26 protein-coding genes are annotated in these 25,466 nt (G+C 67.4%); 8 read left to right on the forward strand and 18 right to left on the reverse strand.

The genetic code is table 11. The features are described 5' to 3' along the window. From fusA to AC1DYK_RS31350, 8 genes are all read right to left on the reverse strand, one after another. On the reverse strand, positions 1–3,272 hold a 3,272-nt coding region (fusA, locus tag AC1DYK_RS31315; RefSeq protein WP_478169860.1), incomplete at its 3' end, for an elongation factor G. Positions 3,273–3,359: 87 nt separating this feature from the next. Beyond that, positions 3,360–3,833 (reverse strand): 30S ribosomal protein S7, encoded by a 474-nt coding sequence (gene rpsG / locus AC1DYK_RS31320; protein WP_077002363.1) that lies wholly within the window; start codon positions 3,831–3,833, stop codon positions 3,360–3,362. Between the two features lie 147 nt (positions 3,834–3,980). Further along, the gene (gene rpsL, locus AC1DYK_RS31325) at positions 3,981–4,358 is read right to left on the reverse strand and encodes a 30S ribosomal protein S12 (protein WP_013543948.1); all 378 of its coding nucleotides are present in this window, start codon (positions 4,356–4,358) and stop codon (positions 3,981–3,983) included. A 277-nt stretch (positions 4,359–4,635) separates the two neighbouring features. Then, positions 4,636–5,805, reverse strand: coding sequence for a D-alanyl-D-alanine carboxypeptidase family protein (locus AC1DYK_RS31330; protein ID WP_478169861.1), 1,170 nt, complete (start codon positions 5,803–5,805; stop codon positions 4,636–4,638). A 24-nt stretch (positions 5,806–5,829) separates the two neighbouring features. Next, entirely contained in the window at positions 5,830–6,462 is a 633-nt protein-coding gene (locus AC1DYK_RS31335; protein ID WP_478169862.1) for an alpha/beta hydrolase, read from the reverse strand. Between the two features lie 148 nt (positions 6,463–6,610). Beyond that, entirely contained in the window at positions 6,611–6,964 is a 354-nt protein-coding gene (locus AC1DYK_RS31340) for a (2Fe-2S) ferredoxin domain-containing protein (protein ID WP_478169863.1), read from the reverse strand. Positions 6,965–6,973: 9 nt separating this feature from the next. Then, complete coding sequence (locus AC1DYK_RS31345; RefSeq protein WP_478169864.1) at positions 6,974–8,095, reverse strand: VanZ family protein; 1,122 nt, start codon at positions 8,093–8,095, stop codon at positions 6,974–6,976. Positions 8,096–8,100: 5 nt separating this feature from the next. Continuing rightward, entirely contained in the window at positions 8,101–8,529 is a 429-nt protein-coding gene (locus tag AC1DYK_RS31350) for a CopD family protein (RefSeq protein WP_478089448.1), read from the reverse strand. 345 nt (positions 8,530–8,874) lie between these two features. On the opposite strand from AC1DYK_RS31350, the gene hemB reads away from it, so the two are divergent. Both hemB and AC1DYK_RS31360 read left to right on the forward strand, forming a co-directional pair. Further along, on the forward strand, positions 8,875–9,879 hold the full coding sequence (gene hemB / locus AC1DYK_RS31355) for a porphobilinogen synthase (protein ID WP_478169865.1): 1,005 nt from the start codon (positions 8,875–8,877) through the stop codon (positions 9,877–9,879). Between the two features lie 76 nt (positions 9,880–9,955). Continuing rightward, complete coding sequence (locus AC1DYK_RS31360) at positions 9,956–11,095, forward strand: magnesium transporter CorA family protein (RefSeq protein WP_478169866.1); 1,140 nt, start codon at positions 9,956–9,958, stop codon at positions 11,093–11,095. 62 nt (positions 11,096–11,157) lie between these two features. Here the strand turns inward: AC1DYK_RS31360 and AC1DYK_RS31365 are convergent, their stop codons facing one another. Together AC1DYK_RS31365 and AC1DYK_RS31370 are read right to left on the reverse strand one after the other, a co-directional pair. Beyond that, entirely contained in the window at positions 11,158–11,526 is a 369-nt protein-coding gene (locus AC1DYK_RS31365; RefSeq protein WP_478169867.1) for a DUF4148 domain-containing protein, read from the reverse strand. Positions 11,527–11,736: 210 nt separating this feature from the next. Further along, positions 11,737–12,087, reverse strand: a complete 351-nt coding sequence (locus AC1DYK_RS31370) for an alpha/beta hydrolase (RefSeq protein WP_478169868.1) — start codon at positions 12,085–12,087, stop codon at positions 11,737–11,739. Positions 12,088–12,210: 123 nt separating this feature from the next. Here AC1DYK_RS31370 and AC1DYK_RS31375 point away from each other — a divergent pair, with 123 nt between their 5' ends. Continuing rightward, entirely contained in the window at positions 12,211–13,167 is a 957-nt protein-coding gene (locus tag AC1DYK_RS31375; protein ID WP_478169869.1) for a LysR family transcriptional regulator, read from the forward strand. Here AC1DYK_RS31375 and AC1DYK_RS31380 read toward each other — a convergent pair. Genes AC1DYK_RS31380 through AC1DYK_RS31390 form a run of 3 tightly spaced genes read right to left on the reverse strand, consistent with a single transcriptional unit; the run spans position 13,160 to position 15,377 of the window. Then, on the reverse strand, positions 13,160–14,059 hold the full coding sequence (locus AC1DYK_RS31380) for an amidohydrolase family protein (RefSeq protein ID WP_478169870.1): 900 nt from the start codon (positions 14,057–14,059) through the stop codon (positions 13,160–13,162). The two genes, AC1DYK_RS31375 and AC1DYK_RS31380, sit on opposite strands and share 8 nt — an antisense overlap. Positions 14,060–14,070: 11 nt before the next feature. Continuing rightward, positions 14,071–14,754: a dienelactone hydrolase family protein gene (locus AC1DYK_RS31385; protein ID WP_478169871.1), complete on the reverse strand. Its 684-nt coding sequence runs from the start codon at positions 14,752–14,754 to the stop codon at positions 14,071–14,073. 2 nt (positions 14,755–14,756) lie between these two features. Beyond that, the gene (locus AC1DYK_RS31390) at positions 14,757–15,377 is read right to left on the reverse strand and encodes a DsbA family protein (RefSeq protein ID WP_478169872.1); all 621 of its coding nucleotides are present in this window, start codon (positions 15,375–15,377) and stop codon (positions 14,757–14,759) included. A 70-nt stretch (positions 15,378–15,447) separates the two neighbouring features. Here AC1DYK_RS31390 and AC1DYK_RS31395 point away from each other — a divergent pair, with 70 nt between their 5' ends. Together AC1DYK_RS31395 and AC1DYK_RS31400 are read left to right on the forward strand one after the other, a co-directional pair. Then, positions 15,448–16,194, forward strand: coding sequence for an SDR family oxidoreductase (locus tag AC1DYK_RS31395; protein ID WP_478169873.1), 747 nt, complete (start codon positions 15,448–15,450; stop codon positions 16,192–16,194). Between the two features lie 14 nt (positions 16,195–16,208). Then, on the forward strand, positions 16,209–16,850 hold the full coding sequence (locus tag AC1DYK_RS31400; RefSeq protein ID WP_478169874.1) for a MarC family protein: 642 nt from the start codon (positions 16,209–16,211) through the stop codon (positions 16,848–16,850). Between the two features lie 3 nt (positions 16,851–16,853). Here the strand turns inward: AC1DYK_RS31400 and AC1DYK_RS31405 are convergent, their stop codons facing one another. From AC1DYK_RS31405 to AC1DYK_RS31425, 5 genes are read right to left on the reverse strand one after another with little or no spacing between them, the layout of a single operon-like run. Next, positions 16,854–17,312 (reverse strand): metallophosphoesterase family protein, encoded by a 459-nt coding sequence (locus tag AC1DYK_RS31405; RefSeq protein WP_478169875.1) that lies wholly within the window; start codon positions 17,310–17,312, stop codon positions 16,854–16,856. Positions 17,313–17,343: 31 nt separating this feature from the next. Further along, positions 17,344–17,994 (reverse strand): ABC-type transport auxiliary lipoprotein family protein, encoded by a 651-nt coding sequence (locus AC1DYK_RS31410; protein WP_478169876.1) that lies wholly within the window; start codon positions 17,992–17,994, stop codon positions 17,344–17,346. Positions 17,995–18,013: 19 nt separating this feature from the next. Further along, positions 18,014–18,997, reverse strand: a complete 984-nt coding sequence (locus tag AC1DYK_RS31415) for an MlaD family protein (protein ID WP_478169877.1) — start codon at positions 18,995–18,997, stop codon at positions 18,014–18,016. A 5-nt stretch (positions 18,998–19,002) separates the two neighbouring features. Continuing rightward, positions 19,003–19,830: an ABC transporter ATP-binding protein gene (locus AC1DYK_RS31420; RefSeq protein ID WP_478169878.1), complete on the reverse strand. Its 828-nt coding sequence runs from the start codon at positions 19,828–19,830 to the stop codon at positions 19,003–19,005. Beyond that, on the reverse strand, positions 19,830–20,996 hold the full coding sequence (locus tag AC1DYK_RS31425) for an MlaE family ABC transporter permease (protein WP_478169879.1): 1,167 nt from the start codon (positions 20,994–20,996) through the stop codon (positions 19,830–19,832). Before AC1DYK_RS31425 ends, AC1DYK_RS31420 begins: the two co-directional genes overlap by 1 nt. Positions 20,997–21,205: 209 nt before the next feature. On the opposite strand from AC1DYK_RS31425, the gene AC1DYK_RS31430 reads away from it, so the two are divergent. From AC1DYK_RS31430 to AC1DYK_RS31440, 3 genes are all read left to right on the forward strand, one after another. After that, on the forward strand, positions 21,206–22,717 hold the full coding sequence (locus tag AC1DYK_RS31430) for a CoA-acylating methylmalonate-semialdehyde dehydrogenase (protein WP_478169893.1): 1,512 nt from the start codon (positions 21,206–21,208) through the stop codon (positions 22,715–22,717). A gap of 54 nt (positions 22,718–22,771) precedes the next feature. Continuing rightward, positions 22,772–24,406: a GMC family oxidoreductase gene (locus AC1DYK_RS31435; RefSeq protein WP_478169880.1), complete on the forward strand. Its 1,635-nt coding sequence runs from the start codon at positions 22,772–22,774 to the stop codon at positions 24,404–24,406. A gap of 286 nt (positions 24,407–24,692) precedes the next feature. Next, positions 24,693–25,448: a sulfite exporter TauE/SafE family protein gene (locus tag AC1DYK_RS31440; RefSeq protein WP_478169881.1), complete on the forward strand. Its 756-nt coding sequence runs from the start codon at positions 24,693–24,695 to the stop codon at positions 25,446–25,448. Positions 25,449–25,466: the final 18 nt, after the last annotated feature.

Consider the following 25,466-nt stretch of genomic DNA (forward strand, 5'->3'; position numbering starts at 1 on the left):
AGGATCTTCGCCAGGATCTTCGCCACGACGCCCGAGCCCACGGTGCGGCCGCCTTCACGGATGGCGAAGCGCAGGCCTTCTTCCATCGCGATCGGGTTGATCAGCTTGACCGTGATCGACACGTTGTCGCCGGGCATGACCATTTCCTTGTCCTTCGGCAGCTCGATCGCGCCGGTGACGTCGGTCGTGCGGAAGTAGAACTGCGGACGGTAGTTGTTGAAGAACGGCGTGTGACGGCCGCCCTCGTCCTTCGACAGAACGTACACCTCGGCGGTGAAGTGCGTGTGCGGCTTGATCGAGCCCGGCTTGCACAGGACTTGACCACGCTCGACTTCTTCGCGCTTCGTGCCGCGCAGCAGCACACCGACGTTGTCGCCGGCCTGGCCCTGGTCCAGCAGCTTGCGGAACATTTCCACGCCGGTGCAGGTGGTCTTCACCGTCGGGCGGATGCCCACGATTTCGATTTCTTCACCRACCTTGATCACGCCGCGCTCGACCGCGCCCGTCACCACCGTGCCGCGACCCGAGATCGAGAACACGTCTTCCACAGGCATCAGGAAGGCACCGTCCACGGCGCGCTCGGGCGTCGGGATGTAGGTGTCCAGCGCATCGGCCAGCTTCATGATGGCTTGCTCGCCCAGRGGACCCTTGTCGCCTTCGAGAGCGAGCTTGGCCGAGCCATGGATGATCGGCGTGTCGTCGCCCGGGAATTCGTACTTGTCCAGCAGCTCGCGCACTTCCATTTCGACCAGCTCGAGCAGCTCGGCGTCGTCGACCATGTCGCACTTGTTCAGGAACACGATGATGTAGCCCACGCCCACCTGGCGTGCCAGCAGGATGTGCTCGCGGGTCTGGGGCATCGGGCCGTCAGCGGCCGAGCACACCAGGATCGCGCCGTCCATCTGGGCGGCGCCGGTGATCATGTTCTTCACGTAGTCGGCGTGGCCGGGGCAGTCGACGTGCGCGTAGTGGCGGTTGGCCGTCTCGTACTCGACGTGGGCCGTGTTGATCGTGATGCCGCGCGCCTTTTCTTCAGGAGCCGCGTCGATCTGGTCGTAGGCCTTCGCTTCGCCGCCGAACTTGGCCGACAGCACAGTGGCGATCGCCGCCGTCAGCGTCGTCTTGCCATGGTCCACGTGACCGATCGTGCCCACGTTGACGTGCGGCTTCGTGCGGGTGAATTTTCCTTTTGCCATTTTCTCCACGTTGCGCGGTGCTTCGGAGTAGTGCTTGAACTCCATCGTGTACGTGGCGCGGCCTTGCGTGGCCGAGCGCAGCGTGGTCGAGTAGCCGAACATTTCCGACAGCGGGACTTCAGCCTTGATGAGCTTGCCGCCACCGATCATGTCGTCCATGCCCTGCACCATGCCACGACGCGACGAGAGGTCGCCCATCACGTTGCCGGCGTAGTCTTCCGGGGTCTCGACTTCCACGGCCATCATCGGCTCGAGGATCACCGGCGAAGCCTTGCGGGCGCCTTCCTTGAAACCGAAGATCGCAGCCATCTTGAAGGCCATTTCGTTCGAGTCCACGTCGTGGTACGAACCGAAGTGCAGCGTGACCTTGACGTCGACGACCGGGTAGCCGGCCAGCACGCCTTGCGTCAGCGCTTCGATCACGCCCTTCTCGACCGCGGGGATGTACTCGCGCGGCACCACGCCGCCCTTGATCGCGTCGACGAACTCGAAGCCCTTGCCGGCTTCGTTCGGCTCGAGCTTGAGCACCACGTGGCCGTACTGGCCCTTGCCGCCCGACTGGCGAACGAACTTGCCTTCGGCATCTTCGACCGTCTTGCGGATGGTTTCGCGGTAGGCCACCTGCGGCTTGCCGACGTTGGCTTCCACGCCGAACTCGCGCTTCATGCGGTCCACGATGATTTCGAGGTGAAGCTCGCCCATGCCGGAGATGATGGTCTGGCCGGACTCTTCGTCGGAACGCACGCGGAACGACGGATCTTCGGAGGCCAGGCGCTGCAGCGCGATGCCCATCTTTTCCTGGTCGGCCTTGGTCTTCGGCTCGACGGCCTGCGAGATCACGGGCTCGGGGAATTCCATGCGCTCGAGCGTGATGATGGCATCAGGGTCGCACAGCGTTTCGCCGGTCGTGACGTCCTTCAGGCCCACGCAGGCGGCGATGTCGCCGGCACGGATTTCGTCGATTTCGAGACGCTCGTTGGCGTGCATCTGCACGATACGGCCGATGCGCTCCTTCTTGCCCTTGACCGGGTTGTAGACGGTATCGCCCTTGCTCAGCACGCCCGAGTAGACGCGCACGAAGGTCAGCTGGCCCACGTACGGGTCGGTCATCAGCTTGAATGCCAGCGCCGAGAACTTCTCCTCGTCGGCGGGCTTGCGGCTGGTTTCCTTCTCGTCGTCGTCGGTGCCTTCGACCGGCGGGATGTCCATCGGCGACGGCATCAGTTCGATGACGGCGTCGAGCATGCGCTGCACGCCCTTGTTCTTGAACGCGCTGCCGCACATCATCGGCTGGATCTCGCCGGCGATGGTGCGGGTGCGCAGGCCGAGCGTGATCTCTGCCTCGGAGAGGTCGCCCTCTTCGAGGTACTTGTTCATGAGTTCTTCAGAGGCTTCGGCAGCGCTCTCGACCATCTTTTCGCGCCATTCCTTGGCGGACTCGAGCAGTTCGGCCGGGATCTCGCGGTAGTCGAACTTCATGCCTTGCGAAGCTTCATCCCAGTAGATGGCCTTCATCTTGCGAAGGTCGACCACGCCCTGGAACTTGTCCTCGGCGCCGATCGGGATCACGATCGGCACCGGGTTGGCCTTCAGGCGGTCGACCATCATCTGGCGCACGCGGAAGAAGTTGGCGCCGATGCGGTCCATCTTGTTCACGAACGCGAGGCGCGGCACCCGGTACTTGTTGGCCTGGCGCCAGACGGTTTCGGACTGGGGCTGCACGCCGCCGACCGAGTCGTACACCATCACGGCGCCGTCGAGCACGCGCATCGAACGCTCCACCTCGATGGTGAAGTCCACGTGGCCGGGGGTGTCGATGATGTTGATGCGGTGCTCGGGCATGGAGTGGTCCATGCCCTTCCAGAAGCACGTCACGGCAGCCGAGGTGATCGTGATACCGCGCTCTTGCTCCTGCTCCATCCAGTCGGTGGTGGCGGCGCCGTCATGCACCTCGCCCAGCTTGTGGGTCACGCCGGTGTAGAACAGGATACGTTCGGTGGTGGTCGTCTTGCCGGCGTCGATGTGCGCCGAAATACCGATATTGCGGTAGCGCTCGATGGGGGTCTTGCGTGCCATGAAATTTACTCCGTTAACGGATGAAAGCCCGCCCACCGGTCTCGGTGGTTCGGGCTTCCAGCCTGTCTGATTAGGGGGGAACGACTCTTAGAAGCGGAAGTGGCTGAAGGCCTTGTTGGCCTCGGCCATGCGGTGCACTTCATCGCGCTTCTTCATGGCGCCGCCACGACCTTCCGTGGCTTCCATGAGTTCGTTGGCCAGACGCAGGGCCATCGACTTCTCGCCGCGCTTGCGGGCGGCTTCCTTGATCCAGCGCATCGACAGCGCCAGACGACGGACCGGGCGAACTTCGACCGGCACCTGATAGTTCGCACCGCCCACGCGGCGCGACTTCACTTCGACCATCGGCTTCACGTTGTTGATGGCGATCGTGAAGGCTTCCAGCGGGTCCTTGCCCGGGTTCTTCTTCTCGATCTGGTCGAGCGCACCGTAGATGATGCGTTCTGCGACTGCCTTCTTGCCGCCTTCCATGATCACGTTCATGAACTTCGACAGCTCGACATTGCCGTACTTGGGATCCGGCAGGATTTCACGTTTGGGGACTTCGCGACGACGTGGCATGTTACTAACCTCTTTGCTTCAGTTGGCGCCGTTTCAGACACCGCGAGAGCCAACAAGAACTCTCACTTACTCGACCCAATATCGGGTCACTTCGCTCGATGCGCCGGCCAGGGCACTCGAACACCGCTGAATGAAATACAGAAAGCCTTAGGCCTTCTTGGGGCGCTTCGCGCCGTACTTGGAACGCGACTGCTTGCGGTCTTTCACGCCTTGCAAGTCGAGCGAACCGCGCACGATGTGGTAGCGAACACCGGGCAAGTCCTTGACACGACCGCCGCGAACCAGCACGACGCTGTGTTCCTGCAGGTTGTGGCCTTCGCCGCCGATGTAGGAAATGACTTCGAAGCCGTTGGTCAGGCGCACCTTGGCGACCTTACGCAGCGCCGAGTTCGGCTTTTTCGGGGTCGTGGTGTAGACCCGGGTGCAGACACCGCGACGTTGCGGCGAGTTCTGCATGGCAGGGCTCTTCGAATTGATCTTTTCGACCGTCCGACCCTGACGCACCAGTTGATTGATGGTTGGCATGTGTGAATAAGTCCCAAAAACTACCCTGAAGACCCTAGGCGTGAACCGGCCAGTCAGGGGAACGGCCAAAGAGTGGCCGAAAACGTGAATCCCTTCGGATTTTCCGAAAAGCCCACGAGTATAGCAGCACAGCGCGCCCGTGCCTACCGAAAGCGGCCGGCGCAGCCAGGCCCGTCGGTGAGACACCGCGGAACCGGCTTCGCCGGGCCGCTGGTGCCGCCCCCGGCAGGGGGTGGGCGCCCCGACACGAAGTGCGGGGCAACCTGGGGGCGAGCCACTACTTGATCCAGAGGCGGACGGCGTCCCAGGCACGGCCCAGCACACCGGCCTGCTGGACTGCGTCCAGCGCCACCAGCGGCACCTCGGTCACGGGCTCGTCGCCGAGGGTGATCTTGAGCGAGCCGATGGGCTGGAACTTGGTGAACGGGGCAACCAGCGGGTCGGGACGCACCACCTGCGTCTTGATCTTGCCCGCCGAACCGGCCGGCACGGCCACCACGATGGCGTCGGGGCGGCCGAGCTTGACGGTGTTTTCCTTGCCCTTCCAGACCGCCGGCGTCGCCACCGCCTGGTTGGCATCGAACAGGCGGACGGCGTCGAAGGCGGTGTAGCCCCAGTTCAGGAGCTTCTGCGATTCGTTGGCGCGCGCGTTTTCGCTCGCGGCGCCCAGCACGATCGACACCAGGCGCCGCCCGCCCGTGAGATTCGGGAAGTCGCGCTTGGCGGTGACGATCATGCAGTAGCCGGCCGACTGGGTGTGACCGGTTTTCAGGCCGTCGACGGTCGGATCGCGGAACAGCAGCAGGTTGCGGTTGGTGTCGTTGGTCGACGGCGTGCCGGGAAAGCGGTATTTCTTGATCGCGTAGTAGTGCACGTACTCCGGGAAATCACGCATCAGGCGGGTCGCCAGGATGCTCAGGTCGCGTGCGGTGGTGGTGTGGCCGGGCTCGGTGAGGCCTTCGGGATTCTTGTAGCTCGTGTTCTTCATGCCGAGGGCCTTGGCCTGCTCGTTCATGAGTTCGACGAAGTGCTCGACCGTGCCGCCCACGCCCTCGGCCAGCGCCACCGTGGCGTCGTTGCCCGACTGCACGATCAGGCCCTTGATCAAGTCTTCCACCGGCACCTGCATCGTCGGGTCGATGAACATCCGCGAGCCCGGCATCTTCCAGGCACGGGGGCTGACCGGCAGGGTCTGCTGCAGGCTGATCTTCTTCGCGCGAAGGGCGTCGAAGACCAGGTAGGCCGACATCAGCTTGGTCAGCGACGCCGGTTCGACCTGGCTGTCGATGTCCTTCTGAGCCAGCACCTGGTTGGCCGTGACGTCCATCAGCAGGAAGCTGCGCGCGGCAATCTCCGGCGGTGCCGGCACCTGGGCCCCCGCGGCTAGACAGAGAGATGCGGCAGCGGCGACTGCGAAGGCACGCAGCGCCTCAACAAAACGATTCATGGGGGTGCGAGAAGACGAAAAAGACTAGCCCGCGCGCAAATGGCGGACAACGAGACTCTTGAGCAGCGGCAATTGTCCGTGAAAGAAATGCCCCCCTCCGGGAACGACTGTGACAGGAAGTGACTGCGGCCGGGCCCAGTCCATCACGGCGGCCAGCGGTACGGTGTCGTCCTGCTCGCCGTGGACCACCAGTGCGCGCTCGTGGGCTTCGGCGGGCAGCGTCGCGACCGGGAAGCGCGACGCCGCCGTGCCGACCAGCACCACATGGCGGATGTCGCGCGTGGCCCAGAGCTTGTCGATGGCACAGCTGGCGACGAAGGCGCCGAAAGAAAAGCCGGCGATCGCCAGCGGCCCCTCGGGCGCCAGCTGCTCGACCACCGCGCGCAGGTCCTCGCATTCCCCGCGGCCTTCATCGTGCACGCCCTCGCTGGCGCCGACACCGCGGAAATTGAAGCGCACCGCAGTCCAGCCGCAGGCGACGAAGGCGCGCGCCAGCGTCTGAACCACCTTGTTGTCCATCGAGCCGCCAAACAACGGATGAGGATGGGCGATCACCGCCACGCCGAGCGCCGGCGCACCTTCGGCCGCGCGGTCGCGCAGGACTTCGATGGCACCGGCAGCGCCTTTGAGCTGGATCCTTTCGGTTCGCGGGTTCATCTCAGTTTCCCTCCACGCGATCGCGTGACCCCGACGCATGAAACCAGCGCAGCCAAAGGCCAGGAACACCGCGGAACCGGCTTTGCCGGGCCGCTGGTGTTGCCCCCTTGAGGGGGAGGCGCCGCAGGCGCATCGGGGGGTATGTCATTTATCGGCCGACATCGGGCGACAACAGCAGCCGCTCGACAACTTCGCCGTTCTTGAGGTGCGACTCGACGATCTCGTCGATATCCTCATCGTCGACGAAGGTGTACCAGACCGCATCCGGATAGACCACGGCGACCGGCCCGCCGGCACAACGGTCCAGGCACCCGGCCTTGTTGACCCGGACCTTGCCCGGTCCGGCCAACCCGGCCTCCTTGACGCGTGATTTGCAGCGATCGAAACCGGCCTGGGCCTCGTGCTTCGAACAGGAATCCTCGCCACTCTTGCGTTCGTTCAGGCAGAAGAAGATGTGGCGGCCGTAGTAGCCCGCCGGCGCGGGAATGCTGGAACTCGACATCGACGCATTCTATTGAGCCGGCGCCCCGGGCGCCCTGCGCGACAGCACTGCCAGTACGTAAGCCAGGGTTGCAAAAGGCCAGGTCCAGCCCAGCCACTGTGCCAGGCCATGGAAGCGGATGAACCGCCCCTGCTCCCAGGTCGCCAGCGTCTGGGCGAAATAGGCACTCTCGGGTGCCTGATTCAGGAGGCTCAGGTGCACCACCAGCGCGATCAGCAGCAAGGCCGCGCAGAAGCGTCGCGGAGCGCCCAGCAGCAGCACGCCGATGAACAGGGCGGCCGCGATGCCGATCTGCACCGGCAGGCTCAGCCAGGCCCAGGCGTGTGGCGGACCGTAGCTGAGCGCCGCCGACAGCGCCGAGGCGGCCACGCCCGCCAACAGGATCGACGGCAGCAGGATCGCGCGCCGGGCGACCGAACGCGTGACCAGAAAGCCGAGCAGGCAAGGCACCAGCGCGCCCAGCATGACGCAGAGCAGTTCGACCCCCGGCACCAGGGGCTCGAGCTCGAACTCGCGCACCGGCATCCATTCGATGAAGGGCGTGTCGACCAGCCAGTCTGCAATGCCGGCCTCGAGCCGCTCGAACACCTGGCCCAGGCCGAAGCTGACGGCGGCCGGAAACAGCAGCGCGATCGGCCACAGGGCCAGCAGCACCAGGCCGCCGCGCGAATCGTCGACGAACCAGTTCGAACGGGTCCGATGCCAGTGGGCGACCGCGCCGACACGCTCGAGCACCGCCGCGAGCACCGCGCCGATGAAGGCGCCAGCGATGTTGAGCCCGAGATCGACGTTGGAGGGAATGCGCGCCGGCAGGTAGCTCTGCAGGGTTTCCATGGCGAAAGCGATCGCCGCGGCCACGGCCGTGGCACGAAGCACGGCGCGGACGCCACCGGTGGCCGGCCGATTGCGGATCGCCGCGATGGCGGCAAGAAAACCCAGCGGCAGATAGCCGACGACATTGATGCCGAAGTCGAAGCCGGTCCAGTACTTGGGCCAGGGCGCCGCGAGATAGGCCCACGGCGCGATGCCCTGGTCGCGCCAGTCGGCGAAGGGATACAGGCTCGCGTAGACGATCAGCGCCGCGTAGGCGAGCGCCAGGGGCAAGGCGACGGATTTGTGCTGCGTGGCCACCGCATTCAGAACGGCTTGACGACCACCAGCACCACGATGGCGAGCAGCAGCAGCACGGGCAGTTCGTTGAACCAGCGGTACCAGCGGTGGCTGCGGCGGTCGTTGCCCGCCACGAAACGGCGCAGCAGCACGCCGCAGCCATGGTGGTAGCCGATCGCCGCCAGCACCAGGGCCAGCTTCGCATGCATCCAGCCGCTGCCCGGTCCGCGGCCGATGCCGTAGCCGAGCCAGAGCCACAGCCCGAAGCCGAGCGCCGGCACGGCGAGGAAGGTGGTGAAGCGGAACAGCTTTTGCGCCATCAGAACCAGCCGGGCTCGCTCGGCGACCGATTCCGGCGCGACCAGCGCGAGGTTGACGAAGATGCGCGGCAGATAGAACAGTCCCGCGAACCAGCTGGCGATGAAGACGATGTGCAGCGATTTGACCCAGAGCATGGCGGCAGTTTAGTGGCGAGCTTCCGCCCCGCCCGGCGGGCGTCCGCCGCCGGACGCGCGAAAAAAAAGCCCGACGTCAAAACGCCGGGCTTGGGAAGCCCTTTTGCTGTCACACATCAAGGCACCCGCTCAGGGAGGAAAAGCGGGGAGCGGCAAGCCGCCCGGGACAGAATTTAACAAAGGCAAATCAACCTATCAAGCAAGCCAGGCCATTTTTTAACCTAATCGTCGAAGCCACTAGTACAAACATATTCGTTTTCTCTTCGTTATGAACAGAAATGAGTTAGAAGATCGCGCGAAAGCCGGCTCCCCAGCGGCCATCGCTCTTGGGGCACAATTTTCGACATGACCTTCCACGCTTCTTTTCCCGCCGGCCGGCCGCGCCGCCTGCGCCGGGATGCGTTCACGCGCAATCTCGTGCGCGAGCACACACTCACAACCAATGACCTGATCTACCCGGTGTTCGTGCAGGAGGGCGAGAAACGACGCGACGCGGTCCCGTCGATGCCGGGCGTGGAACGGCTGAGCCTCGACCTGCTGCTGCCGGTCGCCGAGCAGTGCGTGGCGCTCGGCGTTCCGGTGATGGCCTTGTTCCCCGTCATCGATGCCAGCCTGAAGACGCCGGCCGGCGACGAGGCTTTCAATCCCGATGGCCTGATCCCGCGCGTGGTGGCGGCGCTCAAGTCGCGCTTTCCCGAACTGGGCGTGATGACCGACGTCGCACTCGACCCCTACACCAGCCACGGCCAGGACGGGCTGCTCGACGACAGCGGCTACATCCTCAACGACCCGACCGTCGAAGTGCTGGTCAAGCAGGCGCTCGCACAATCGCGCGCCGGTGTCGACATCGTGGCGCCGAGCGACATGATGGACGGCCGGATCGGAGCCATCCGCAACGCGCTCGAGGCGCGCGGCGACATCCATACGCGGATCATGGCCTACAGCGCCAAATACGCGAGCGCCTTCTACGGCCCCTTCCGCGACGCGGTCGGCTCGGCCGCCAACCTCGGCAAGAGCGACAAGAAGGTCTACCAGATGGACCCGGGCAACAGCGACGAAGCGCTGCGCGAAGTCGCGATCGACATCGCCGAAGGCGCCGACATGGTGATGGTGAAGCCCGGCATGCCCTACCTGGACATCGTGCGCCGAGTGAAGGATGAGTTCCGGGTGCCGACCTTCGCCTACCAGGTGAGCGGCGAATACGCGATGCTCAAGGCCGCGGCGCAGAACGGCTGGCTGGACCACGACGCGGTCATGATCGAGAGCCTGCTAGCCTTCAAGCGCGCCGGTGCCGACGGCGTGCTGACCTATTTCGCGCTCGATGCGGCGCGGCTGCTGAAGCAAAACTGAGACCTTGCGGGACAGACCAACAAGACTGCGCAGCAGTTTTTTGCTCTGTCCTCTACTGACTAAGAATACGGCCCCCATGCGCATCTTCAAGATCGACGGCACCCAGGTCACCGAGCACGACGCGCTGGCGCCGATGGCAGCACCGGGCGCCTGCGAACGGGGCTACCTGTGGCTGTCGCTGACACGGGAAGAATTCCAGACCTCGCTGCCGCAGGTGCAGGAGGTGCTGCAGTCGCTGTGCGGCACCCTGCTGCTGGACCTCCACGTGAGCGACCTGCTCAACGACCAGCTGCCCTCGCGCTATGACTACACCTCGCAGTACGACCTGCTGGTGTTCCGCCGGCTGGCCGCCTCCAACGGCAAGGAACCGGCGCCGAAGGCCGATGCGCCGGTGCGCGGCGGCCCGGCCGTGCTGCGCCGGGTGGACACCCGTCCGGTCGGCTTCGCGGTGTTCGATCGCGTGCTGCTGTCGGTGCATCCCGAGGACGGCACGGTGCGCGACGCCTTCGCCGCCAAGCTGCTCGCGGCGGCCGCCGCGCCGGACGACCGCGGCCGCGCGGCGGTCCCGGCGCTCGATGTCCGCGCGGTGTCCTCCCGCATGCCTTCGGGTCCGGCCGACCTGATGCTGCGCGTCGTCAACCAGATCGTCGATGCCTACCTTGACCTGCGGCGCGACCTGACACGCCAGCTCGACCACTGGCAGGCCGAACTGATCGACCCTCACAGCCGCTTCACCAACTGGAGCGCGCTGATGGATTCCCGGCAGTCGCTCTACCACCTGGACGAAATCTGCGAAGACCAGCGCGCCGCGGTCCAGGACTGGATCGACGCGCTCGAGACCTTGCCGATGCCGGCGGGCGCCACCGAGCAGCGCGAGCGCGAACTGGTGATGGTTCGCAGCCGCGACGTCCTCGAGCACATCGAGCGCGTGGTGCACCACGTCCGGCGGCTCGAGCAGAACGCCGAAACCGCGGTCCAGATGCATTTCAGCGTCCAGGGCCACCGCGCCAACGACATCATGCGGGTGCTGACCGCGCTGACCGCGGTGTTCCTGCCGCTGAACCTGATCGCCGGCATCTTCGGCATGAACTTCGAGTTCATCCCGCTGGTGCACAAGGCCGACGGGTTCTGGATCGCGATGGGGTCGATGGGCGTGATCGCGGTGACGTTGATCGTCGTCTTCTGGCGCAAGCGCTACCTGGCCCGACTCCACTGAGCCATTGAAAAAGCCGGAGGGCGCTCTCGCACCCTCCGGCTTCTGGTCAGGCAGCGCCCGGCTTACTTGACGGTTGCGGCGCCGGCCTTCTGGGCTTCCACGCGCGGTTCGGCCGACTTGTTCATGGTCGAGATCACGCGGCTGTTGACGCGCGAACCGCCGACGACGTTCTGGTCGGGTGCGTTCGCGGTGGCGACGGCCTGGGCGCGCACGGCTTCGGGATTGGCGACCGAGTTGAAAGGCTCGGCGCCGCGCGAACCGCGCACCACGTTCTGGTTCGGCGCAGCCGCGGTATTGACCGCTTCGGCGCCGACTTCGCTGCGGCTCTTGGCCGAGACGCCGGCGTGCACGCCGTCGTAGCTCTCAGCCTGGGCGCCAGCGGCGGCGAGGAAGGACAGTGCGGCAGCGGCGAGGATGCGGGAGGTCTTCATTTCAGTTCCTTTGGATTCTTCGGAGTTGGTTTCAAACCAGGCTCGCTGTCGCTGGCCTGTGCGCTCGAGTGTCGAACGGAATCCCTAAGGGAAAACACCAAGAAAAGAGACACCGCGTTTCCCGGATCGAAACAATCACGATTCCCCGGGAAAAAGGGAAATGCCGGGCCGTGCTTCGGCACGGTCCGGCATCGAGCCCATCAAGGCCGATCAGAGACCGGCTTGCTGCGTCGCCGGGCGGACGATCGTGTACTGCGCCGGCACCACGCTGTTCACGAAGGCCTTGCGGTCCAGGTTCTGGTTCGGCTCGTGAGCGGTCGCCACGGCCTGGGCACGGATCGTCGCACGGTCGGCCGAGGCGGTCAGCGCCGGGGCGACGCGCGAGGACACGCCGTCGGCATAGGGGTTCTCGCTGCGCGCTGCCACCACGGCCTGGGCGTTCACTTCGGCGCGGCTGTTGGCCGACACCAGGGCTTGGACGCCTTCGTAGGTTTCGGCCTGGGCACCTGCTGCGGCCAGGATCGAGAGGGCGGCGGCGGCGATGATCTTCGAGGTCTTCATTTCAGTGTCCTTTGTGTACTTGGGGATGGGCTGCTCAGTGGGATAGAGTCTGCCCCAGATTTCTAGGTACAAACCCTATGAAAATGAACCAGGGTGTTCATCAAACAGAAACAATGGAGTGCCATGGACGGCCTGGAACTGCTTAAGACCTTTCGCGAAGTCGCCCTGCGCGGCAGCTTCTCCCGTGCCGCCCACTCGCTCGGGATGTCCAAGGCCAACGCCAGCAAGTACGTGGCGCTGCTGGAGACCCGCTTCGGTGTACGGCTGCTCAATCGCTCGACGCGCTCGGTCAGCCTGACCGACGCGGGCCACCTGCTGCTCGAGCGCAGCAAGCCACTGCTCGAGATGATCGAGCTGACCCAGTCCGAACTGCAGGGACATGCGGGACACCCGCGAGGCCGGCTGCGGGTCACGGCGCCGCACGGGCTCGGCCAGAGCAGCTTTGCGGGATGGATCGGCGAGTTCATGGTCACCTATCCGGAGGTGCACGTGAGCCTGCACGTGAGCAATCGCGTGATCGACCTGGTCGAGGAAGGGGTGGACATCGCCCTGCGGCTGGGCCGCATCCGGGACGAGAACCTGATCGTGCGGCGCCTGCGGCTGATGGATCTTGCCCTGTGTGCGACGCCGGGCTACTGGGCCCGGCGCGGCATGCCGAAGCAGCCCGACGACCTGCGCCGGCACGACGTCCTGACCTATTCGCTGGCGGGCGGCGCGCCGCACCTGCCGTTCGAGGTCGACGGCCAGCCCTACAGCGTACCGGTGACCAGCCGCATGGACGCCAACGACGCCGCGCCGCTCATCGGCGTCGCGCTGGCCGGACTCGGCGCGGTCTGCGTGCCGACGATGATGGCGCAGTCGCACATCGAACGCGGCGCGCTGGTGCCGGTGCTGAAGGAGTTCATGCCACGCGACCTCTGGCTGTACGCCGCCTATTCGCAGCGCCGTCACAACAGTGCCGCGCTGCGGGCGCTGCTGGACTTTCTCGAAGCGCGCGTGCGAGATCCCGATCCCTCGCCCGAACCCGAAAGCCGTCCCGTCGCCGGCGGCCGGCGCGCGAAGCAGCAGCCAGCTACCTGAGGCCGAACATCGCAGCCGCGTTGCCCCAGGCGATGCGCTGCGCGACCTCCGGCGGCAGGTCGCCGAGCCACGCGCGGTAGCCGCGCATGATCTCGTCGTAGGCGCTCCAGCGCTGGTTGACCCAGGTGTCGGAACCCACCATGAAGCGATCGGGATAGCGCAGGATCAGCGCGCGCCATTCGGGGCACAACATGCCGCCCTCGCAGGAGAGCCCGGGCCGGTACGACAACTCGCCCATCAGCAGGGGATAGCGTTCCAGCAGCGCCTGGACCCGTTCGATCGGCGGGCCGCCGATGCCGGTGTGCGCCCATATCAGGCGCAGCGCCCGGCCCTTGGACGGCGCATGGGCCATCAGCAGATCGATCGCCACGTCGTCCACGTGCGCGAGGACGGCGAGCTTCTGCTGTTCCGCGAGGACGATCAGTTTCCTGGCGACCGGCCCGTCGGCGTTGGCACTGTCGTAGAGATGGAACTCGCCCAGCCCCTGGTACGGGCCGCTCGCCGTGCCGCGAGCCAGTTCGGTCTGCACCATCTCGTAGATGCTCTCGTCGCGGAACCAGTTGCCGTAGTCGTCACGGTTGCGGTAGAGCCGCACGAAGGGCACCACCGCCACGCCGGCCTCGCGTGCCTCGCGGGCGGCCGCGAGCGTCTGCGTCCCGGCGTTGGGGCGGGAGTTCGCGACGATCGCCTTCACGCCGTTGCGCTGCATCCGCGCCAGGGCATCGGCCGGCGGATAGGGCCCGGTGTGGCCGTCCCAGGCCTCCTGGTTGTAGTGCAGGTGAGCGTCGAACAGCGGCCCGGCGTAGTCGGCCGACCACGCGCCCGAGCCCAAGGCCAGCGCCACCGCCGCGACCAGCGCGCAGCGCACGAACCGCGGGCGGCTGGGGGCCATGGATGACCCGCTCAGCCCAGGTGCCTGGCGAAGAACGCCAGCGTGCGCTCCTTGGCCAGCCTGGCCGCCGACGCGTCGTAGGAGCCGCGCTGATCGCAGTTGAAGCCGTGGCCGCATTCGTAGACCTGGACCTCGACCTCGGGATGCGCCTTCCTGAAGGCATCGACCGTGTCGAGCGGAATCCAGTGGTCGTTGCTGCCGAAATGGACCAGCACCGGTACCTTGGGCTTGAGCGCACTTTCCTTCGGCGTGGTCATGCCGCCGCCGTAGTACGGGGCCGCCGCCGCCAGGCCCGACACGCCGGCCGCCGCGCGCCAGGTCAGCAGGCCGCCCCAGCAATAGCCCACGATGCCGACCTTGCCCGCCCGCGCCGCGTGATCGACCGCGGCCTGGATGTCCTGCAGCACGCCGGGCGCCGGCAGGGCCTCGACCGCGGTCTTGAGCGCGAAGCCGGCCTTCATGTCGTCGTCGGTGTAGCCCAGCTCGACACCCTGCTGCGCGCGATGAAAGGTCGCCGGCGCCACCGCCAGGTAGCCTTCGGCCGCATAGCCGTCGGCCACCGCGCGAATGTGCGAGTTGACGCCGAAGATCTCCTGCACCACGACGACGGCCCCCTTGGGCTTGCCCGCCGGCTCGGCCACGTAGGCGGGAAAGGTGAAGCCGTCCTTGGCCGTGAGATCGATGAATTGACCCATGGTCATGCTCCTGCGGTGGATGCCTGGCGCTTCAGGGCGCGTTCGACGAAATCGAGCCGGTCCTGGCCCCAGAAGATCTCGCCGTCGATCACGTAGCTCGGGGCACCGAAGACCTTGGTGTCGATGGCCTGCTGCGTGTAGTCCTCGTAGCGCTCCTGCACCGCCTGGCTTTGCGCCTGGCCGGCGCAGCGGGCGTCGAGCCCGCATTCCGCCGCCAGCGCTTCCAGCACCTTGGGGTCGGCAATGTTGCGCTCCTGCACCCACACCGCCGCGAACACCGCGCCGCAGAGCTTCATCGCGGCCTCGGTGCCGTCGCGCAGGTCGGCCGCGATGATGAGCCGGGCGGCATCGTCGCTGGCCACCGGGAAGAACTTGGGCTTGGGGTTCAGGGCGATGTCCAGGTGCTGCGAGAAGCGGGCCAGGTCCACCAGGCGGTAGGCCTGCCGCTGCGGCGCGCGCTTGCCCAGCGGCAGCCCGCCCGAGACCGGGAACACGGCGCCGAAATCGATCGGCCGAACGCGCACCGTGGCGCCCGAGGCCTTCGCGATGGCGGCGAAGCGCGCATGGCCGAGGTAGGTCCAGGGGCTCTGCGGCGTGAAGTAGTAGTCGATGCTGCGGCTCAAGAGCGTCTCCTCGATGATGTAATCCGCTGTGGTTTTAACTGACGCGCGGCTTCCGTGCAGGAGGTGGGATTTGGACCAGGTGCTCTTGATCACCGGCGGCAGCCGCGGCATCGGCGCCGCGACCGCGCTGCTGGCGGCCCGCCGCGGCTACGCGGTCGCGGTCAACTATGCCAGCAACTCGCTGGCCGCCGACGAAGTGGTGCGGGCCATCCGCGCCGCCGGCGGCACCGCGATGGCGGTCCAGGCCGACGTCGGCGACGAGGCGCAGGTGCTCGCGATGTTCGAGAAGGTCGACGCCAAGCTCGGCCGCCTGACGGCGCTGGTCAACAACGCCGGCGTGGTCGACATGCAGTCGCGCGTCGACCAGATGAGCGTGGCGCGGCTCGAACGCATGCTGCGCATCAACGTGATCGGCAGTTTCGTCTGCGCCCGCGAGGCGGTGCGGCGCATGAGCACGAAGCATGGCGGCGGCGGCGGCGCGATCGTCAACCTCTCCAGCGCGGCCGCGCGCCTGGGCTCGCCCGGCCAGTACGTGGACTACGCCGCCAGCAAGGGCGCGATCGAGAGCTTCACGATCGGCCTGGCCAAGGAAGTGGCCGAGGAAGGCATCCGCGTTAACGCGGTGCGCCCGGGCCTGATCGACACCGAGATCCACGCCTCGGGCGGCCTGCCCGAGCGCGCCTTCCAACTCGCCTCGACCGTGCCGATGAAACGCACCGGCAGCGCCGACGAGGTGGCCCACGGCATCCTGTGGCTGCTGTCGGCCGAGGCCGGCTACGTCACCGGAAGCTTCCTCGACGTCACGGGCGGACGCTGATGGCGCCCCCCGCGATGGATCTGATCAAGCCGCTGATCACGCTGCTGGCCATCGTGAACCCGCTGGCGATCGTCCCCTTCTTCATCCACTACACGCAGGGCTGCACCGACCAGCAGCGCAAGCGCACGGCCTGGGTGTCGGCCTTCAGCGCCTTCATCGTGATCGCGGTCAGCGCGCTGCTGGGGCTGCAGCTGCTGTCCTTCTTCGGCATCTCGATCGCGAGCTTCCAGGTCGGCGGCGGCATGCTGCTGCTGATCAGCTCGCTCTCCATGCTGAACGCCGAGCCGGCGGAGTCGAAGACCAACAAGGACGAGATCCGCGCGACGGAGGTGAAGGCATCGCTCGGCGCCTCGATCGCGGTCGTGCCGCTGACCATCCCGCTGCTGACCGGCCCGGCCACCATGTCGACGGTGGTCATCTTCGCCGACCGGACGCAGCATGTCTGGGAGCTCGCGATCCTGGTCGGCTACGGCGTGGTGATCGGCCTGGCCACCGGCGTCACCTTCTCGCTGGCCGAACCGATCGCGCGGGTGCTCGGCAAGACCGGCATCAACGTCATGACGCGGCTGATGGGCCTGATCCTGGCGGCGCTGGCGGTCGAGGTGATGGCCGAAGGGCTGGGTACCCTGTTCCCGGTGCTGCACCGCACCATCTGAGCGCTATGCGCCCAGGTCGACGATGCGCGGCACGATCGCCTCGCCATCGATCCGCAGCTCGGCCACCGAGACCGGCAGCCTGAAGCGGCGCGGCCCCGCACTGCCGGGATTCAGATAGAGCACCGCGCCGCGCTGCTCGGCCCGCGGGCGGTGTGAATGGCCGGACACCACGACGCGAATGCCGGCCGCGACCGGGTCGATGCGCAATTGCGCCAGATCGTGGATCGCGAAGAGGCGCAGGCCACCGGCTTCCAGCAGCGCCGTTTCCGGCACCGCCTCGGCCCAGGCAGCGCCATCGTTGTTGCCGCGCACCACGGTCAGCGGGGCCAGCGCGGACAAGGCGTCGATGATCTCCATCCCGCCGATGTCGCCGCCGTGCACGATGTGATCGCAGCCGCGCAGGAAGTCCAGCGCTTCGGGCCGCAGCAGCCCGTGGGTGTCGGAGATGATGCCGATGCGCATGGCGGCTGCCGATGGTCTCGGACGCGCCGGCCTACTGCGCGTCGACCCAGGCCACCAACTCGGCCACCACGACCTCGCTGGCCGCCGCCAGGGCCTTGACGCCGCCGGGCCCGTCGGGGGTCGGCGCCGGCTTGCGGACCGTGAAGCTGCGCTGGGCCAGCACCTTGTCGCCGGCGGGCTGGCTGCGGGTCAGCGTGGCGCTCACGCGCACCAGGCCGATGCTGCGCTCGGGCGACTCGAAGTACTGGCTGAACTCCTCCAGCGTGACGCGCAGGGTGTCGGGCAGGCGGCCCGCGGTGCGGGCGATGGTGGCGCTCTCCTCCGGGCCCAGCACCGTGTGGCCGGCCGAGAGCGCCTCGCGCAAGCGCTGGCGCAGCAGCTGCGCCGGCGGCTGGCTCCAGCGCGACTGGCCGTAGGGCCGCAGCTCGTTCGAATCCGCGTAGCCGAGGCGGTACAGCAGCTGGGTGCCATCGAGCCGCGAATTGGCATCGACCTCGGCCAGCGCGATCATCGGCAGCGCGCGCGGGGCCGGCGAGGAGGCGGCAGCCGGCGCCGGCACCGTGTTGCCGGGCCCGAAATCGTAGAGGGCGGCCCGGGTCGGCTTGTCGGGCAGCGCGCCGCAACCCGCCAGCAGCAGCGCGGCGGCCAGGCCGGCGAGGGAATGCTTCAGAGCGTCGTTCATGGGAGTCATGGAATGGCCTTCACGGACTCGCGGTCGCCGCCGGCGCGGAAAACCCGGGCTCCCCCGGGCCGGCGACGTCGCCGCCGCTGCCGAACAGCAGCGACTGCGGGTTGTCGCTGATGCCGTCGGCCGCGCGGCCGAGGCGGCGCACCGCGCGGGAGGTGTCGTCGGCGACGCGGTTCACGCGCGGCAGCGTGGCGTTGTTGAAGGAATCCACCGCTTGCGACAAGGCCTTGGTGCCGTCGCCCAGGCGGTCGATCGGGCCGTCCTTGGCGTTCAGGCGGGTCGCGGTGGCATTGAAGCTGTTGGCCACGCGCGAGACGTCCGCGGCAGCGGCCTTGACCGTCACCATGGTGTCCTTGGTGCGCTCCACCAGCGGCGGCAGCGCCTTGAGCGCCGGGTTCAGCCCGGTCTTGACGGTGTTGTCGAGCGACTTCGTGAGCTGGTTGGCACCCGCCGCGGCGGCCGAGATGCTCTCCAGGGCATCGGCGATGCGCTTCTGGTTGTCGTCGCCGAGCAGCGTGTTGACCCGCTGGGTGACTTCCTCGACCCGGTTGATGATGGCCTCGCCGCGGTCCTGCAGCTGCGCCAGCAGCGAAGGCCTGAGCGGAATGCGCGGCGGGTTGGCGTTGTCGGGCACCAGCGAGACCTGGGATTCGCCCCGGTCGTCGAGCGCGATGAAGGCCAGCCCCGTGACGCCCTGATAGCTCAGCGTCGCGAAGGTGGAGGTGGTGAGCGGCACGCGCTCGTCGACGCTGATGCGCACGCGCACATTGCCCTTGACCTTGGGGTCGAAGTCGATCGACGCGACCTTGCCGACCGCGATGCCGCGGTAGCGCACCATCGCCTGCGGCTGCAATCCGCTCACCGGGTCGCGCGTGGACAGTTCGTACATGTTGCGCACGGTGTCGTCGCGCGTGAGCCAGACCACCAGCGCGACGAGCACGGCGGCCAGGCCGAGCACGAAGGCACCGGCAGCGATGGCATGGGACTTGTTTTCCATGGCGGCTACCTTTGGTTCAGAGGAGCCGGCCGGCTGGCCGCCCCTTCATGGAGCGCTTCCATGGCGCGTTTGCCGCGGCCACCGAGGAAGTACTCGTGGATGAACGGATGCGGATAGGCGATCACCTCGCGCACCGTTCCGGAGACGATCACCTTCTGGTCGGCCAGCACCGCGATCCGGCTGCTGAGATCGAACAATGTGTCGAGGTCGTGCGTGACCATCACCACCGTGAGGCCGAGTTCGCGATGCAGGCCGCGCAGCAGGTCGCAGAAGCCGTCGGCGCTTTCGGGGTCGAGACCCGCCGTGGGCTCGTCGAGCAGCAGCAGCGGCGGGTCCATGATGAGCGCGCGTGCCAGCGCCACCCGCTTGATCATCCCGCCCGAGAGATCGGCCGGGCTCTTGGTGGCCTGCTGCGGGCTCAGGCCGACCATCTGCAGCTTGACCAGCGCGGCGTCGCGGATCAGGTCGTCGGGCAGCAGCTTGAGTTCGCGCAGCGGGAAGGCAATGTTGTCGAGCACGCTGAAGGCGGAGAACAGGGCGCCGTGCTGGAACAGCATGCCGACGTTGGCGGCGCCCATCGCGCTGAGCTGGCCGGGCGGCCGGCCCAGAACCGTGAGCTCGCCCTTCGTCGGATGCTCGAGCCCGAGGATCTGGCGCAGCAGCACGGTCTTGCCGGTGCCCGAGCCGCCCACCAGCGACAGCACCTCGCCGCGCAAGAGGGTCAGGTCGAGATCGCGATGCACCACCTGGTCGCCGTCGGGCGTCTTGAAGACGGTCCAGAGCTTGCGGATGTCCACCACGCGCTCGGCCTCGTTGGACGGAAGGTCGGCCATCAGCGCAGTCCCACGCCCTTGAACAGCACCGCGAACAGCGCATCGACCAGGATGACCACCGTGATCGAGGTCACGACCGAGGAGGTGGTGCCGCGGCCGAGGCTTTCGGTGTTGGGCTTGACCTTCAGGCCGAAGTAGCAGCCGATCAGCGCGATCAGGACGCCGAACACGGCCGACTTGGCCAGCGCCAGGTACAGGTTCGACATCGGCACGGCGCGCGGCAGCGCCGACAGGAAATAGGCCGGCGAGATGTCGAGCGCGAGGTCGGCCGCGATCATGCCGCCGAACAGCGCCGCCATCGAGGTCCACATGCTGATCAGCGGCATCGAGATGGCCAGCGCCAGCACCCGCGGCATCACCAGCCGGAAGCCGTGCGGGATGCCCATCACGCGCATGGCGTCCAGCTCCTCAGTGACCCGCATGACGCCGATCTGCGCGGTAATGGCCGAGCCCGACCGACCCGCGATCAGCACCGCCGCCAGCACCGGGCCGAGCTCGCGGATCAGCGACAGGCCGAGGATGTTGACGATGAAGGTCTCCGCGCCGTACTGGCGCAGCTGCTGCGAGGTCAGGTAGGCCAGCACCACGCCGATCAGAAGTCCCACCAGCGCCGTGATCGGCAGCGCGGTGGTGCCGAACTGATAGATCTGGCCCGAGAAATCGCGCCAGGGGCCGCGGTGCGGCGCCCGGGCCAGCTTGCCGAGGTCGAGCGTGAGCTGGCCGATCAGGCCGAGGAAATCGCGCGCCGCGAACATCATGCGCGGCCCGTTGTGGGCGAAGGCCTTGAAGCGCGCGGCCAGCGTCACCGCAGGCTCGATGGGCGCGCTGCAGGTGTACAGCGCGACCTGGTCGAGCACGGCCTTGTGCCGCGAATCCATCTCGACGCGAGCCGGCCAGGCCTGCCGCCAGTGATCCCAGAGCAATTGGGCGCCGATGTGGTCGAGCTGCTCGATCGGCCGCAGGTCCCAGGGCTGATCGGCCTGCGCGGGAACCTCTTTCAGGCTCTCGGACAGGACGCTCCAGGCGGTCGGGACGGACATCGCCAGCACGGTCCATCGGCCGCTGGCGATCGCCCATCGGCGGCCCTCCTGCTCACGCTCCGCGACGCGCGGCGGCGCGCCCTGCGCATCTGGCGCGTCGGCGGGCATCGGCGAATCGGTGGGCATGGAGGCGGCGGCAGGTCGTACAGCGAAAAAACAAAAACGCAACATCGTAACCGGGTGCGTCTGCGCCGGAGCTCGCGATGGCCGCCCTGCGTGCAGGCGTTCGCGCAACCCGCGGGCGTTTGCCACAATCGGCGCTGGACCGCACTCTCCCCGTCCTGTCCCGCCACTCCCCCACTCGCCGGCCGTGCCGGCAGGAGAACACCATGCAGATGAGCAAGACCCCGATCCATCACTTCGTCGGCGGCCGCGTCGCAGCCCCGAAGTCCACCCGCGCCCAGGACGTCTTCAACCCCGCGACCGGCGCCGCCACCGGCAGCGTGGCGCTGGCCAACCGCGCCGACGTCGATGCAGCGGTGGCCGCCGCCCCGGCCGCCTTCCCGGCCTGGGCCGACACGCCGCCGATCCGTCGCGCCCGCGTGATGTTCAAGTTCCTCGAACTGCTGAACCGGCACAAGGACGAACTCGCCCACCTGATCACCGCCGAGCACGGCAAGGTCTTCACCGACGCCCAGGGCGAGGTCACGCGCGGCATCGACATCGTCGAGTTCGCCTGCGGCATCCCGCAGCTGCTCAAGGGCGACTTCACCGACCAGGTCTCCACCGGCATCGACAACTGGACCCTGCGCCAGCCGCTGGGCGTGGTGGCCGGCATCACGCCGTTCAACTTTCCGGTGATGGTGCCGATGTGGATGTTCCCGGTGGCGATCGCCGCCGGCAACACCTTCGTGCTCAAGCCCAGCCCGACCGACCCGAGCCCGTCGCTGCGCATGGCCGAGCTGCTCAAGGAGGCCGGGCTGCCCGACGGCGTCTTCAACGTCGTGCAGGGCGACAAGGAGGCGGTCGACGCGCTGCTGGACCACCCGGACGTCAAGGCCATCAGCTTCGTCGGTTCGACCCCGATCGCCAACTACATCTACGAGACCGGCGCGCGCCACGGCAAGCGGGTGCAGGCCCTGGGCGGCGCCAAGAACCACATGGTGGTGATGCCCGATGCCGACATCGAGCAGACCGTGGACGCACTGATCGGCGCGGGCTACGGCTCGGCCGGCGAGCGCTGCATGGCGATCTCGGTGGCGGTGCTGGTGGGCGACGTGGCCGACCGCGTGATGCCGCTCCTGACCGAGCGCGCCAGGACGCTGAAGGTGCGCAACGGCACCGATCTCGAGGCCGAGATGGGCCCGATCGTGACGCGCGCGGCGCACGAGCGCATCACGGGCTACATCGCGCAGGGCGAGAAGGAAGGCGCAAAGCTGGTGGTGGACGGCCGCGGCTTCGACGGCGACGCGGCAGGAGAAGGCTGCAGCGACGGCTTCTGGATGGGCGGCTCGCTGTTCGACCACGTCACGCCCGAGATGCGCATCTACAAGGAAGAGATCTTCGGCCCGGTGCTGTCCTGCGTGCGGGTGCACGACCTCAAGGAAGCGGTGGACCTGATCAACGCCCACGAGTTCGGCAACGGCGTGAGCTGCTTCACGCGCGACGGCAACGTGGCGCGCGAGTTCAGCCGGCGCATCCAGGTCGGCATGGTGGGCATCAACGTGCCGATCCCGGTGCCGATGGCCTGGCATGGCTTCGGCGGCTGGAAGAAGAGCCTGTTCGGCGACATGCACGCCTACGGCGAGGAAGGCGTGCGCTTCTACACCAAGCAGAAGTCGATCATGCAGCGCTGGCCCGAGAGCACGCCCAAGGGCGCCGAGTTCGTGATGCCGACGGCGAAGTAGACCTGGTCGAAGGCGGCTGGATTCCCACAACGACAAGAGACAAGCAAGAACCGAATGAGCGACACCACCTTCGACTACATCGTGATCGGCGGCGGCACCGCCGGCGCGCTGATGTGCAACCGCCTGACCCGCAGCTCGCAGCAGCGCACCCTGCTGATCGAGGCCGGGCGCAAGGACGACTACCACTGGATCCACATCCCGGTGGGCTATCTCTACTGCATCGGCAACCCGCGCACCGACTGGCTCTACAGCACCGAGCCCGATGCCGGCCTGAACGGCCGCACGCTGCGCTACCCGCGCGGCAAGACCCTGGGCGGCTGCTCCAGCATCAACGGCATGATCTACATGCGCGGCCAGTCGCGCGACTACGACCAATGGGCCGCGCTCACCGGCGACGACACCTGGCGCTGGAACAACGTGCTGCCGGCCTTCAGGCAGCACGAGGACTACTACCTCGGCGCCGACGAGATGCACGGTGCCGGCGGCGAGTGGCGGGTCGAGAAGCAGCGCCTGCGCTGGGACATCCTCGACGCCTTCGCGCAGGCGGCGCAAGAGGCCGGCATTCCGCACAGCAGCGACTTCAACCGCGGCAGCAACGAGGGCGTGGGCTACTTCCAGGTCAACCAGAAGGACGGCTGGCGCTGGAACACCGCCAAGGCCTTCCTGCGGCCGACCTGCTACGGCCGGCCCAACTTCGAGATGTGGGTCAACGCCCAGGTGACGAAGCTGATCGTCGAGACGCAGGCCGACGGGACGCGGCGCTGCACCGGCGTGCAGGTCTGGGACGGCCACGAGATGGTCACGGCGCATGCCACCCGCGAGGTGCTGCTGTGCGCGGGCAGCATCGGCTCGCCGCAGCTGCTGCAGCTGTCGGGCATCGGCCCGGCCGAGCTGTTGAACCAGCACGGCATCGAGGTGGTGGCCGACCTGCCCGGCGTCGGCGCCAACCTGCAGGACCACCTGCAGATCCGCGCGGTCTACAAGATCCAGGGCGCGCCCACGCTCAACGTGATGGCCTCGTCGCTCTACGGCAAGGCGAAGATCGGCCTGGAGTACCTGCTCAAGCGCAGCGGGCCGATGAGCATGGCGCCCTCGCAGCTCGGCGCCTTCACGCGCAGCTCGCCCGAGCACGAATGGCCGAACCTCGAGTACCACGTGCAGCCGCTCTCGCTCGATGCCTTCGGCGAGCCGCTGCACAGCTTCCCGGCCTTCACCGCCAGCGTGTGCAACCTGAACCCGACCAGCCGCGGCACGGTGCGCATCAAGAGCGCGCGCTTCGGCGACGCGCCCGCGATCGCGCCCAACTACCTGAGCACCGACGAGGACCGCAAGGTGGCGGCCGATTCGCTGCGCGTGACCCGGCGCATCGCGGCCCAGCCCGCGCTTGCCAGGTACGCCCCCGAAGAATGGAAGCCCGGCGTGCAGTACCAGAGCGACGAGGAGCTGGCGCGGCTGGCCGGCGACATCGCGACCACCATCTTCCATCCGGTGGGCACCACCCGGATGGGCGCCGACGGCGACCCGATGGCGGTGCTGGATTCGCGCCTGCGCGTGCGCGGCATCCAGGGGCTGCGGGTGGTCGATGCCGGGGCCATGCCCACCATCACCAGCGGCAACACCAACAGCCCGACGCTGATGATGGCCGAGAAGGCGGCCGGATGGGTGCGAGAGGCCGCTGCCGCCTCGTGATGTATCCATTTGTTTCTCTTGGCGGGTAATCCCCGATGCACTGGCACGGTGCGTCGAACTAAAGTCTCGGCACTCGCAAACGGGCCAGCCCGCAGCGCGGGGGACCGAGGAGACATCTTTCGAAGAACCAGAACAAGCTCAGCTAAGGCATCCGCACGAGATGCCGTTTTTTTGAACAAGGCGCCGCAAGTCGGCGCCTTTTCTTTTGGGCTCGCCGCCGGTGGCCGGCGGGCGCTGGAGGTCTCGCGCCAGAGAGAGCGCAACCCCGGGTGAGACAATTTCGTCCATGGACGTTCTGATGCTGACCCTCGCCTCGCTGTTCGCGGGTTTCATCGATTCCATCGTCGGCGGCGGCGGCCTGATCCTGGTGCCGGCGCTGTTCAGCGTGCTGCCGGGCACCGCCCCTGCCACGCTGCTGGGCACCAACAAGAGCGCCTCGGTCTGGGGCACGGCCGCGGCCGCGGCGCAGTTCCACCATCGCGTCGGGCTGCGCTGGCACACGCTGCTGCCGGCCGGCGCGCTGGCCTTCGCGGGCTCGCTGGCCGGCGCTTGGGCCGTGACCGTGGTGCCGGGGGATTTCCTGCGCAAGCTGCTGCCGCTGGTGCTGGTCGCCCTGCTGCTCTACACGCTGGCGCGCAAGGACATGGGCCGCCACCATGCGCCGCGCTTCAGCGGCCGCGCCGAACTGCTCGCCACCTGCGCGATCGGCGTCCTGCTCGGCCTCTACGACGGCTTCTTCGGGCCCGGCACCGGCAGCTTCTTCGTCTTCCTGTTCGTGCGTTGGCTGGGCTACGACTTCCTCAACGCGGCGGGCTCGGCCAAGCTGCTCAACACCATGACCAACCTGGGCGCGCTGCTGCTGTTCGGGCTCAAGGGCCACGTGCTGTGGCAGCTGGCGCTGACGATGGCGGTGGCCAACGTGGCCGGCAGCGTGATCGGCGCGCGGGTTGCGATCAAGCATGGCGCCGCCTTCGTGCGCAAGGTCTTCATCGTGGTGGTCGGCGCCCTCATCCTAAAAACGGCCTACGACGCGTTCATGTAGCTCGCCCCCAGGTTGCCC

This window comes from Variovorax sp. P2_H12 (assembly GCF_056403395.1).